The 11,779-nt window shown below is 56.1% G+C and carries 12 protein-coding genes and 2 tRNA genes; 9 read left to right on the top strand and 5 right to left on the bottom strand.

Annotated features, from left to right (window positions below):
• Positions 1–2: 2 nt before the first annotated feature.
• Both L1069_RS05980 and L1069_RS05975 read right to left on the bottom strand, forming a co-directional pair.
• Complete coding sequence (locus L1069_RS05980) at positions 3–1,802, bottom strand: ABC transporter transmembrane domain-containing protein (protein WP_237455045.1); 1,800 nt, start codon at positions 1,800–1,802, stop codon at positions 3–5.
• A gap of 166 nt (positions 1,803–1,968) precedes the next feature.
• A tRNA-Gly gene (locus tag L1069_RS05975) sits at positions 1,969–2,042 on the bottom strand.
• A 173-nt stretch (positions 2,043–2,215) separates the two neighbouring features.
• Between L1069_RS05975 and L1069_RS05970 the strand changes: the two genes are divergently transcribed.
• Both L1069_RS05970 and L1069_RS05965 read left to right on the top strand, forming a co-directional pair.
• Positions 2,216–2,929, top strand: a complete 714-nt coding sequence (locus L1069_RS05970; RefSeq protein WP_237455044.1) for a CbiX/SirB N-terminal domain-containing protein — start codon at positions 2,216–2,218, stop codon at positions 2,927–2,929.
• 105 nt (positions 2,930–3,034) lie between these two features.
• Positions 3,035–3,108: transfer RNA gene (locus tag L1069_RS05965), tRNA-Cys, on the top strand.
• A gap of 261 nt (positions 3,109–3,369) precedes the next feature.
• Here L1069_RS05965 and L1069_RS05960 read toward each other — a convergent pair.
• Positions 3,370–4,197 (bottom strand): integrase, encoded by an 828-nt coding sequence (locus tag L1069_RS05960; protein WP_237455043.1) that lies wholly within the window; start codon positions 4,195–4,197, stop codon positions 3,370–3,372.
• Positions 4,191–4,397: a hypothetical protein gene (locus L1069_RS05955; RefSeq protein WP_237455042.1), complete on the bottom strand. Its 207-nt coding sequence runs from the start codon at positions 4,395–4,397 to the stop codon at positions 4,191–4,193. The genes L1069_RS05960 and L1069_RS05955 overlap by 7 nt, the downstream gene beginning before the upstream one ends.
• Before the next feature lie 222 nt (positions 4,398–4,619).
• Between L1069_RS05955 and L1069_RS05950 the strand changes: the two genes are divergently transcribed.
• From L1069_RS05950 to L1069_RS05935, 4 genes are read left to right on the top strand one after another with little or no spacing between them, the layout of a single operon-like run.
• Complete coding sequence (locus tag L1069_RS05950) at positions 4,620–5,165, top strand: helix-turn-helix transcriptional regulator (RefSeq protein WP_237455041.1); 546 nt, start codon at positions 4,620–4,622, stop codon at positions 5,163–5,165.
• Positions 5,162–5,470: a hypothetical protein gene (locus L1069_RS05945; protein WP_237455040.1), complete on the top strand. Its 309-nt coding sequence runs from the start codon at positions 5,162–5,164 to the stop codon at positions 5,468–5,470. Before L1069_RS05950 ends, L1069_RS05945 begins: the two co-directional genes overlap by 4 nt.
• A 15-nt stretch (positions 5,471–5,485) precedes the next feature.
• Entirely contained in the window at positions 5,486–7,120 is a 1,635-nt protein-coding gene (locus L1069_RS05940) for a site-specific DNA-methyltransferase (protein WP_237455039.1), read from the top strand.
• Positions 7,117–9,783: a DEAD/DEAH box helicase family protein gene (locus tag L1069_RS05935; protein WP_237455038.1), complete on the top strand. Its 2,667-nt coding sequence runs from the start codon at positions 7,117–7,119 to the stop codon at positions 9,781–9,783. Before L1069_RS05940 ends, L1069_RS05935 begins: the two co-directional genes overlap by 4 nt.
• 79 nt (positions 9,784–9,862) lie before the next feature.
• Here the strand turns inward: L1069_RS05935 and L1069_RS05930 are convergent, their stop codons facing one another.
• Entirely contained in the window at positions 9,863–10,096 is a 234-nt protein-coding gene (locus tag L1069_RS05930) for a helix-turn-helix transcriptional regulator (protein WP_237455037.1), read from the bottom strand.
• A 99-nt stretch (positions 10,097–10,195) separates the two neighbouring features.
• Here L1069_RS05930 and L1069_RS05925 point away from each other — a divergent pair, with 99 nt between their 5' ends.
• The 3 genes from L1069_RS05925 (at position 10,196) to L1069_RS05915 (ending at position 11,703) form a co-directional block, all read left to right on the top strand.
• On the top strand, positions 10,196–10,498 hold the full coding sequence (locus tag L1069_RS05925) for a hypothetical protein (RefSeq protein ID WP_237455036.1): 303 nt from the start codon (positions 10,196–10,198) through the stop codon (positions 10,496–10,498).
• A complete protein-coding gene (locus L1069_RS05920; protein WP_237455035.1) occupies positions 10,491–10,697 on the top strand; it encodes a hypothetical protein in 207 nt (68 codons plus the stop codon). The genes L1069_RS05925 and L1069_RS05920 overlap by 8 nt, the downstream gene beginning before the upstream one ends.
• A 202-nt stretch (positions 10,698–10,899) precedes the next feature.
• Entirely contained in the window at positions 10,900–11,703 is an 804-nt protein-coding gene (locus L1069_RS05915) for a metallophosphoesterase (RefSeq protein WP_237455034.1), read from the top strand.
• Positions 11,704–11,779: the final 76 nt, after the last annotated feature.

The following is an 11,779-nucleotide window of genomic DNA, read 5'->3' as shown; positions in this document are numbered from 1 at the left end:
AGTTACTCCGCCGCCAGTCCTTCGGTGAACTGCAGCTTGGCCAGCCGCGCATAAAGCCCGCCTTGCGCCACCAGCTCATCATGGGTGCCGGTGGCCACGATCCGGCCCTGATCCATCACCACAATCCGGTCGGCCTTTTTGACCGTTGCCAGACGGTGCGCCACGATCAGTGTCGTCCGGCCCTGGCTCAGCTCGTCCACCGCGGCCTGCACCAGACGTTCGCTTTCAGCATCCAGCGCCGAGGTCGCCTCGTCCAGCAGCAGTACCGGCGCATCGCGCAGGATGGCACGGGCAATGGCAATCCGCTGTTTCTGGCCGCCCGACAGCATCACCCCGCGCTCGCCGACAAAACTGTCATAGCCTTCGGGCAGTTTCGAGATGAAGTCATGCGCGGCGGCGGCCTGGGCTGCAGCCTCAACCTCGGCATCCGAGGCTTCTGGCCGGCCAAAGCGGATATTCTCGCGGGCTGAGGCCGCAAAAATCACCGGGTCCTGCGGCACCAGCGCGATGTGATGGCGGAACTCATCCCGCTGCAGTGCCGTCAGCGCCACACCGTCCAGTTTCACCGCGCCCTGGTTCGGGTCATAGAACCGCTGTAGCAACTGAATGATGGTGGTCTTGCCCGCGCCGGACGGTCCGACAAATGCAACAGTCTCGCCCGGCTTTACCGCCAGCGACACCGCGTCCAGCGCCGAGACATCGGGGCGCGACGGATAGCGGAACGACACATTGTCGAACTGGATTTCACCCTTAACAGGCGCGGGCAGCACCTGCGCCGCAACCGGATCCAGCACGGTATCCTTGGCGTTCAACAGCTCAACCAGCCGCTCGGTTGCGCCGGCAGCGCGCTGCAGCTCGCTCCAGATTTCCGACAGCGCCGCCACCGAGCCTGCCACCAGCACCGCATAGATCACAAACTGGATCAGGGACCCTTCGGACATAACACCCGCGCGCACGTCATTGGCGCCCATCCACAGCACGCCGACAACGCCGGAGAACACCAGGAAAATCACGATTACCGTCAGATAAGCACGCGTCTGGATCCGGCGGCAGGAAACATTATAGGCGGTCTCGGTCATCTCGCCGAACTTCAGGCGGCTGGCGGCCTCATGGGTAAAGGCCTGCACGGTCTGCACCGCCCCCAGCGCCTCGCCCGCATTGCCCGACGAGGCCGCAATCCAGTCCTGGTTTTCCTTGCTGATCGCGCGCAGGCGGCGGCCCAGCACCAGGATCGGGACAATAACGGCCGGCACGATCAGCAGCACCATCATCGTCAGCTTGGCCGAGGTCAGCAGCATCAGCACCATGCCGCCAAGGAAAATCAGCAGATTGCGCAACGCAATCGACACCGAGGATCCCAGTACCGACTGGATCAGCGTTGTATCAGTGGTGATCCGGCTCAGCACCTCGCCGGTCATGACCCGTTCGTAAAACTCCGGGCTCATGCCGATCACCCGGTCGAACACCGCCTTGCGGATATCGGCCACCACCCGCTCCCCCAGCCGGGTCACCAGCGCATAGCGCACGCCGGTGCCAGCCGCGAGCAGCGCAGCAATTCCCAGCGCCGCGCCAAAATAGAGGTTCAGAAGTTCGGAATCCGAGACCCGGAAATTGTCCACCACCCGGCGCACCGCCAAAGGCAGCGTCAGCGACAGCCCTGCGGTCATCACCAGCGCGCAAGTCGCGGCAAGCATCAGCAAACGGTATGGCCGCATATACGGCCACAGCGCCGACAGCACGCCAATTTTACGGGAGCCTTCCCGCTCCTGTTCCGCATTCGGGGCCGCTTGTCTCCGCGCCATTCCGGATCCTTCTGCACTTTGGGCTGGCGGGTATGAAATCCCGCGCATTCGCCAAGGTTCATGGCCCTGCAGGCCCCGCGCGTCAAGCACTGAGCCGTTTCAAAAAGCACATGAAAGCGCGGACAACCCGCGTCACGGTGTAACAGAATGGCAATCGGGGAAGATCTGGAGCGGGTAGCGGGAATCGAACCCGCACCTTAAGCTTGGAAGGCTCTTATGATACCATTTCACCATACCCGCTCAGAGTGTTTGCTGATTTAGGTGAAGCGCCCGGGAAGGTCAACCTTCTTGGTTTCGTTTCTCAACACACCGCAGAAAAAATCCCTCCAAGCCTTGCAGAGTTCCCGGCAAGCTCCCCAAATATAGGAACAATCCTGCCAGCTTCCGCAATTTCAACGATCCGGACCCCCACCTTGACAAAGATCACGCGCACCGCCGTTATAACCGCCCATGGCCAGCCTTCCGACCCTGTTCCGGCAGAGGCCGCCCTGGCCGGTCTCGCAGCAGAGGTTGCGGCGCATCTGCCGGACTGGGATGTGCGCTCCGCCACCCTAGCCACGCCTGGACGGCTGGAGCGCGAAATGGCCGAGGACGCCGTGGTCTATCCGTTTTTCATGTCGCAGGGATGGTTCACGGCCAAGGCTCTGCCCGGCCGCCTTCAGGGCCGCAGCTACCGCATGGCACCGCCTTTCGGTCTGGATGCCTACCTTCCCGCCCTCGCGGCACAGGCCGTCCGCCTGGCCGCACAAAGGCTAAGCTGGCCGTTAGCAGAAACGCATCTTCTGCTTGCCGCGCACGGCTCTGCCCGCGGCCCCAAAGCAGCAGAGGCCGCAGAACATTTTGCCGCCCGCCTGCGTCCCTTGCTGCCCGGCTGCACTCTGTCGCCCGGCTATGTGGAACAATTCCCGCGGATTGAAACCGCCGCAACCGCCTTGCCTGCTTGTTCAATTTGCCTGCCGTTCTTTGCCCAGGCCGGCGACCATGTAAAACAGGACATCCCCCAAGCGCTTGAGGCTGCCTGTTTCCAAGGAATTCTGCTGCCCGTCACAGGCGCGCTGCCCGGTATTCCCGCCTTGATCGCCAAAGCCATCCGTGCGGCAGCACCTGGCCAAAGTGCGGACAGCTGAGATTTTTCCTATCTGGGAAGAAAAGCAGTTTTTGGCCCGGACAGAGGCAATACGCCTCTTGCACAGGCTGCAAGCATGTGATTAATCACGCCCTACACCACGGCTGGCGAGTTGGCGGAGTGGTTACGCAGCGGATTGCAAATCCGTGTACACCGGTTCGATTCCGGTACTCGCCTCCAAAAAATTCAATGACTTAGCTGATATTGCACATGTGAGGGTATCACTGGTGGTATCAGTTTCACGGTTCGGTCTCGTTTCGTTCATTTCTTCATTCTCTTGGCGTTTGCTCTTTTCGCGTTCATTTATTGCCTTGCTTCACCGGCGTAGTGTCTGATCATGGCCTTGGACATGTGTCCGGAGTAACTGGCGATCTCGTCATCGTTGCACCCCGCATAGGCCAGCTCTTTCACCCCTCGGTAACGAAGCGCATGAAGGTCATGTTAAAGTAACCCTAAGCGCGCTCTCTCGCCTCTCATTACCCGTGCGATCTTGTGATAGGTCATCGGCGAACCATCATCATTCGCCAAAATCGGGCGGTCTGGAATATGCGTGTTACCAAGCGCTTTTCTGGCAAGATCGAGCTGTTCTTTGAGTTCCGGAGTGCATGGAAGCAAAAGCCTGGTGCCAGTTTTGTTCTGGGTCAGCTTCAAATTTTCGCCGTCATAATCACCCCAAGAAAAACCATTCCAATCCCCTGGCCTTTGGTCACTTCCGACACCGATTTCAAAGATCAGAAGCGCAAGGGGCTTCGCTTCTTGCCGCCACTTTGCAACTCCTGCATGGGTCCAGGGAATATGAGGTTTTTTGCGTTCCTCAGGAACCTTCAGCAGCTCGATGTTTTCGGCAGGGTTCTCTTGCATCCACCCCTTTCTGCGAGCCAACTTGACCAGCAACGTAAGTGCAACAGGGATATAGTTTGCAAATCTGACGCGATGAGAATTCAGCTCCATCGCTTTGTAGACTTCGGCAGTCGTCAGCCATTTCACGTCCCGTTTGCCGATCTTCTCATCCAGGTAAAGGAAAATCTTTTCAAGGTCTTCACGGTATCTGGGCTTGTAACCTGCCCATTTTTCCGACTGGCGGAACTCCGCAATCAAAACCGACCACGACCTCCTTACTTCGTGGCGCTTCCCACGAAGTATCTCCCAATACTCTTCATCAAATTCTGGCGTGCCGTCTTCTGCATGAATCCGATAGTACCGCCCACCTTTCCTGACGTACCAGCGACCGCTCGGATGCTGCCAGAGGTACTTTTTTCGAGCTACCACCGGACCTCCTCGTTTCCATCAATAAGCTCTCCTGCAATGATGCGCTGGAGCAAACCTGTATCCCAGCGAACCTCTCCCCCAATATCCTTGCCGGCCGGCAAATGCCCTGCCGCGACACCCGCCCGAAATTCTCTGACCGACATATCAAGGAGTTGTGCCGCAGTACTTTCTTTCGCGGCAAGTGGAATCAATCGAGCCATGACCGAACCTCATCCACTAGATGCAGGCTTGGGCAACGGCTCGACCGTATTCGCCTCCAAATATTCCTCTAGTGCGCCTTGGGGCAGCAGATAGATCCCTCCGACCTTTACATGCCGGATCTGTTTTGCACGTATCAGCTTCCGCACTCGAGCGAGTGGCCAGCCTAGCCGTTCCGCCACCTGTCGAGGGCTTTCCAATTGTTGATGGAGATCTGACATCGAATGGTGACTCCTGTTCACAATTTGATATTTGTTTCCCGAATTGATTTCATTCGCGGGCATATGTTCACGACTGATAACACTTGTTCCGCTTTGCGTTCAACGGGGAGGTTTGCCTTGTCTACAGAGTCGCCTATCGGAGAACGTCTCGAACAGGTTCGCCGCACGGCAAATGCATCTCAGACCGATTTTGCGGCGTCTCTTGGCATCAGCAGGACCACTCTGCACAACTACGCACGTGGCGAGCGCGATTTGACCGTACCTGTGTTGGCGAAGTTGCTTGAAGTCTATCAAGCCGATCCACTGTGGATTCTGGATGGGGATACCGGAGTTCAGAACCGCGAGGAAGGCGCGCTTCAGGCCCTTGGCGACATATTGGAGCGCGTGGAAGAACGCCTGACAGAGCGCGGTGAACGGCTTGGCACCAGGAAACGCTGGATGATCGTTTGCAGGCTATATACCGAGCGCCTATCCGCCGAACGCCGCACCGGAGAATTGCCCAACCTGAGTGCCCTAGGGCTCGATAACTTGCTGGACATGGCCCAATGACAGTTCTGCGTTTCACCCCTCCCGGACGCATTCCCAATGCTGATATTGATGCGCTGCTTGCGCAGTACGAGCCGGATGAATGGCTGCCCGTCGCGCTAAGGGTGCCTTTGCTCATCGGGTTGTTTGCCTGCGGCCTCATGGCTATTGCCCTAGGCGTTTTGATCTTTGCGCCTCAGTTCACGCAGGCCGCATTGACCATCGCTTTTCTTTGGCCAATTGCACTGACTTTCTCCGTTTACAGCATGAACACACTTGCCCGTCGTCGCCGGGCAGAGGCGCACACGCGTCGCGCCCCCACAAAATAAGAAAGAGCCGAGCAGATGCCGACCCTACGCTGGTTGACCCGAGACGAAGATGTACGCGCCGCTGAAAAGGTGCCCTACCGCCTGCTGGAGGAGGTGCCTGAGCTGGGCTATGGCGACCGAGATACCGGCAACATGCTGATCCAAGGCGACAATCTGGACGCCTTGAAGGCTCTGCTACCCTATTACGCTGGCCAGGTGAAGTGCATCTACATCGACCCGCCATTTAACACCGGCCAAGCATTTGAACACTATGACGACAATCTCGAGCATTCAATTTGGCTAGGGATGATGGTCCCTCGAATGCGGCTTATCCATGAACTCTTGGCGCCCGGAGGTACGGTTGCAGTACACTTGGATGACGAAGAACTCGCCTACTTCATCGTCATTATGGACGAGATATTTGGACGCTCTAACAGGGTAAATCTTGCAACGTTTGTTCAAGGGGCGGCTGTAGGGCACAAGTCGATTAACCCCGGCCTCGTGACTGTAACAAATTACGTCCTGATGTATGCGAAAGACAAGTCTGAGGCATGGGCGCCTTATCGTGTCTTTACAGGCAGGGAGCGGGACAAAAGGTATTCATCGTTTATCGCGAACTATGAAGAACCGTATCACGCTTGGAGGCTTGTGCCCCTTACCAGGGCGTTTGCGGCGAACGCAGGAATGAAGGTCACCCAGCAGAAAAAAGCGCTTGGGGATGAATACGAAGAGGCGCTCAACGGATTTGTTATCGAAAACTCACACCGCGTCGTCCAACCCGTTTCACCTGACTACAACGCAGTTGGGCAGGAAACTCGGGACATGATAGACTTGTCTCTGCGCGAGCCAGACCGTATTTTCCTCCAAGAACGGGAAAACCACCCAGACATCTACCTTCAGAACGGGAAGCGTTGGCTATTTTACCGAGGAAAGCTCAAAGAGATTGACGGTCAACTCATTGCAGGCGAGCCATTGACCAACCTTTGGGGTGACCTCCGGTCAAACAACCTGCACAATGAAGGGCAGGTCAAATTCCCCAAAAGCAAGAAACCCGAAGCGCTCGTGAAGCGTGTCTTCGAACTTTTTTCCAAACCGGGGGACCTGGTTCTGGATAGCTTTCTTGGCTCAGGAACAACGGCCGCGGTTGCGCACAAGATGAACCGCAGGTGGATTGGTATCGAACGAGGTGATCACGCCGTCACCCATTGCGTCCCACGTATTCAAAAAGTTGCCGAAGGCGAAAATGGGGGCATCTCAAAGGCAGTGAACTGGCAAGGCGGTGGTGGCTTCCGTTTCTATCGCCTCGGGTCGCCAGTTTTCACGGAAGAAGGACAAATCCAGCCCGACATCCGTTTCCCCACCCTTGCCGCTCATATCTGGTTTGCTGAAACAGGACAGCCCTGGTCTGAACCACAGCCGCTCTCCCCTTTCCTTGGTGCTCAGGACGGGCGCGGCTTGGCGCTTCTGTATAATGGCATCCTTGGCGACAAATCCGTTTCCGGCGGCAACGTGCTGACCCGCAAAACGCTGGCCACCATCCGCCAGGCTATGGGCGAATTTTCCGGCCCGCTCACCATTTACGGCGAACGCACTGCCCTGTCAGAGGCGACGCTGAAAGCTGAAAATATCGAATTCAAACAAACCCCATATGACGTGAAAGCCCGCAAATGAACCTCAAGGATTATCAAAAGGCCTCTCTCGCCACATTGCGGCGCTATCTGGAAGAGGCCCGCATTTCCGGCCCCAAATCAGCCTATGAGCAGATCACGTCAGAACCGGAGCTGGCCAAGCGGCTGAAAGGCTATGCCGCAGGCTACAGGCCAATCAAAGCACTGCCAGAGGTGCCCTATGTCTGCCTGCGCCTGCCCACGGGCGGCGGCAAAACCATACTGGCCGCGCATTCAATCACCGTGGCCAAGGACGCTTGGGTGGAAAAGGATTTTCCGCTGGTGCTGTGGCTGGTGCCAACAAACACTATCCGGGTGCAGACGGCAGAGGCGCTGAAAAACCCGCGCCATCCCTATCGCCAGGTTCTGGATGATGCTTTTGAGGGCCGCGTGCGCGTCTTTGACATCAGCGACTTCAACCAGATCACACCGCATGATCTGCGCTCCAACCTCTGCGTCGTTGTCGGCACGATCCAGACCCTGCGCGTGACCAATACCGATGGCCGCAAGGTTTATGCCCACCATGAGATGCTGGAGCCGCATTTCACGGCGGTTCCCGGCTCCGCGCCCGGGCTTGAACGCACCGAAGACGATAAAGGCGTTCGGTATAGCTTCGCCAACCTGATGCATCTGCACCGGCCACTTGTGATCATGGACGAAGCGCACAAGGCCGGTTCCAAGCTGAGCCAGGAAATCTATGAGCGCATCAACCCAAGTGCTTTGATTGAGTTCACCGCGACCCCAAAAGGGTTCAACAACATCCTTCATTCCGTTTCGGCCCAAGAGCTGAAGGATGAAGAGATGATCAAAATGCCGGTGGTGCTGGATGAGGCCGAAACCTGGCAGGGGGCAGTCAACTCCGCCATTCTGAAGCGCGCAGAACTGCAAGAGAACGCCGATCTGGATCGTCAGGGCTATATCCGCCCCATTGTGCTGTTTCAGGCGCAGAAGAAAGGCGAAGAAGTCACTGTTGACGTATTGAAACAGCACCTTATCGACAATGAAGACATCGACCCGGCAAAAATTGCCTTGGCCACGGGCGCGCAGCGTGAGCTTGACGGAATTGATCTATTCAAACCTGACTGCCCCATTGAATACGTCATCACCATCGAGGCGCTGAAAGAAGGCTGGGACTGTTCCTTTGCCTATGTGTTCTGCTCCCTGGCCAATATCCGCAGCTCTACCGATGCCGAGCAGCTTTTGGGCCGGGTTCTGCGGATGCCATACGCGACCAAACGCAAGGAAGCCGCACTGAACAAATCCTATGCCAAGCTCGTCTCAAAACACTTCTCCGAAGCCGCTGTCAGCCTGCGCGACAAGCTGGTCGATATGGGATTTGAGGAGAGTGAGGCAGAGGCCAATATTGAGGCTGAGCAGCCAGGACTGGATGACGGGCTGTTTGGCCGCCAATCCCGGCCAAGCCCCACGATGACGGTCACGGTAGACGCCTCTGAAGAGGAGCGGCGTGACATTGCGGCCGTCGCCCCCGGCAAGATCAAGGTTTCCGTGTCGGAAGGCGGCCAAACCGCTGTGGAGTTTACAGGCGTCCCGAAACCGAAAGAGGAAAAGCGCCTGTTTGAGAACACACCGCCACGCCTGCACGGTGAATTGCGTGAAAGGCTGGAGGAGTTCAAAGCAAAGAATGCAGAAGATTTAGCTCCTGCCCATATGGGGGAAGAGTTCACGTTGCCACGCCTCATGGCGCATGTTCAGGGCGAGCTTGTCTTTGGCGATACTGATATTTTCATGGAGTTTCATGATTGGTCTCTGGCCAATCACCCTGCACGGTTGACCAGCGCAGAATTCGACGTGGTAGAGACCACAAACACCTTCGAAATTGACCTTGATGGAAATCGTGTAACCATTTCGGCCGCAGATAGTTCTGACCAACTGTCGCTGGACATTGAGGTTGACGACTGGACGCCAAACACCTTGGTTCGCTGGTTGGATGGCAAAGTCCGAGATCCCTGGATCGGACAGCCAGAGCTTCTGGCCTGGCTAAACGATGTTGTCACACACCTAACTCGCGACCGAAACATCCCTCTTTCGCAACTGATGCGCTGCAAGTTCATTCTCGCCCGCAAACTGAATGCCAAGATTCAGGAGTTTCGCCAGGAAGAACGCAATAATGTTTATCAGATGAACTTGTTCGGGCCAGAGGCACGGCTCGAGATTTCGTTTGATGAAGGCATCAGATTCTTTGACGAGATGTATAGCGATGTCCCCAAGTATCGCGGCATGTACACTTTCAAGCACCATTTCATGGGACCTCGTGAAGTGCCAGAATTTGATAGCAAAAAGGGTGACGCAGGCGAAGAGGTGAAATGTGCCCTAGCGCTAGACGCTCTCGGCTTGAATGCGTCGCCACGCCTGAAATTTTGGACACGAAATGTCAGCAAGCATCCGAATTCGTTTTCTCTGCCGACATCAACAGACAAATTCTATCCGGATTTCGTCGGTGTGATGGAGGATGGACGATTTCTTGTTGTTGAATACAAAGGCAAGGATCGCACCCCTGAAGAAAGCCGAGACAGCCGCGAAAAGGAGCTGATTGGCCAACAGTGGGCCAAAGCATCAGGCGGTAAGGCTGTATTTGTCATGGCCACAATGGAAAGTGGAGATCCCGGGGAAGTGCGCGCGCAGATCCTCAACGCGCTCGCGCGATAGTCACAACAAAACACAAATCTCAATTTATTGATTTTATTGGTGGATACCTGCGCCTGCATGGTATTCACCCCTTGGGGTATCAGTGGACTACGAACAAATCTGCCACTGGCACGTCGAGCGCATCGGCAATCCTTACAATTGTCTTCAGACCAGGGTTTCGCTCCCCTCGCTCGATCCCGCCGATGTAAGTTCGGTCCAGCTCTACCGTCAGCGCAAAGCTCTCCTGCGAATAGCCGCGCTCTTTGCGCAACGCTCGCAAACGCTTGCCAAAATCCTCAACTGTAAAACTGCACTCCATATTGCTGTAGCGCAAGAAAGGTGTTTAATCGTCCACGGACTAATCGTATCATTCATCACAAGACCGCTGACTTGCATAGTTTTCTTCGTTTAATTTCGAGCTGGGAGTATCAAAATGGCCGACGGCATCCTTTCACTCGAAGCCGTACATTGCCCGTTTTGCTACGCTGAACTCGATCCGCGCGCGGACGTTTGCGGCCAGTGCCATGCCAAGAAAGACATGACGCCGGTGTGGCTTCGACGACTCCAGGGTGTCGGCCTAAGCCTCGTAGTGACCGTCCTGGGACTGTTTCTTGCCTTTGTAGACGGCAAAGGTATCGACTGGTGGGGGATACCTTTTGTCGTGGCTGGAGGTTTCTTTTTGGTGATGGCCTGCAAAAGAGACCTTCCCAAAGAGATTTGGTATCGCAATGAGTGAAAAAGAAATCCCAAACGGTTTTGACACTTCTCAGTGCAAAACATGGCGAGCGGAATATTCCGCACTCGCAACGCGATCGCGCAATGAGGCGGAAGATGCCCGTTTCAAGGAATTGACGAAATTGGTTCGGGAATGCGATGAATACAACGCGTCTTGTGAAGCATTCGTCAACAAAGCCGCTTATTTTTCAAATAATTAAGTCATTTGCGCATGTCTCACTCGCAACGAAACGCCTCATATTGTGGGCATACGCAAGCTTCCAGCGATAAGGCTTTCAAGCCGATTTGACCGAGGACAATCCCCCCCGTTCGCGAAAGTTGGGCGCACCTTGGCAAGGCCGGCAAGACGGAAAACAGCAGTTTGATGCACAACAAATCCCCGAACTGATGAGCAAGTAGCAAATGGCGCGGTTTTTGGTCTGGAGCGATCTGCACGACGAAGCCTGGCATGGGTTTGAACTACCAGAAGTGTTGAGCGGCATTGATGGCATTCTTATTGCTGGCGACACCCACACAAAGGGCCGCCATCTTGAGATCCCTGCCATGGCTGCGAGAAAATATGATTGCCCAGTGGTGCTCATCTGGGGAAACCATGAGCCTTACGGGGCAGTGTGGCAGGATCTGCTGAGAGACGAAGAGCGCCAGCTCGCCAAACTCAAGGCCGAAGGGCTGGATATTCGCGTTTTGCATGGCGCGGCGACCGAAATTGCTGATGTGCGAGTTATCGGTGCGACGCTGTGGACCGATTTGCAGCTATACCCCGCGCTGGAGAACCTTGCCCGCGAGCGTGTCTCAGATCTGATGCCGGACTATCGCGCCATTTTTTACCGCCCCAATATGCTGTTCAGCCTTGAGGACATGTTGAACTGTCACAGCCGCGACAAAGCCGCAATTTTTGCTGCCCTTAGCACGCCGTTTGACGGGCCAACCGTGGTCATGACGCATCATCTTCCTGTCCGCCAACTCATAGCCCCCTGGCGTCTGATAGGTGGCGACGCGAAACGCGCGGCAAACAACGGGTTCGCCTGTGATCTCAGGCAACGCATCCAGAAATTCGACATAAATGCTTGGATTTGTGGCCACAGCCACGATCCAGGAGAGTGGGTCGGAAACGGCGATAATGGGCCGATCCGCTTCGTCATGAACCAGCGGGGGTATCCGGCTGAGGAATTGGAATTTGACCCGGCCTTTGTTTTGGAAGTTTGACCTGCGCCGTTAAAACCTATCGCGGTGAGGGATCGCTTTCTGCTCCCTGTCTCAGCCCTCGTTCAACCGGTTCTTG

Origin of the sequence: Leisingera sp. MMG026 (assembly GCF_021654205.1) — a bacterium.
In the GTDB taxonomy this organism is placed as follows: domain Bacteria; phylum Pseudomonadota; class Alphaproteobacteria; order Rhodobacterales; family Rhodobacteraceae; genus Leisingera.
This window is presented reverse-complemented; position numbering and strand designations above follow the sequence as displayed.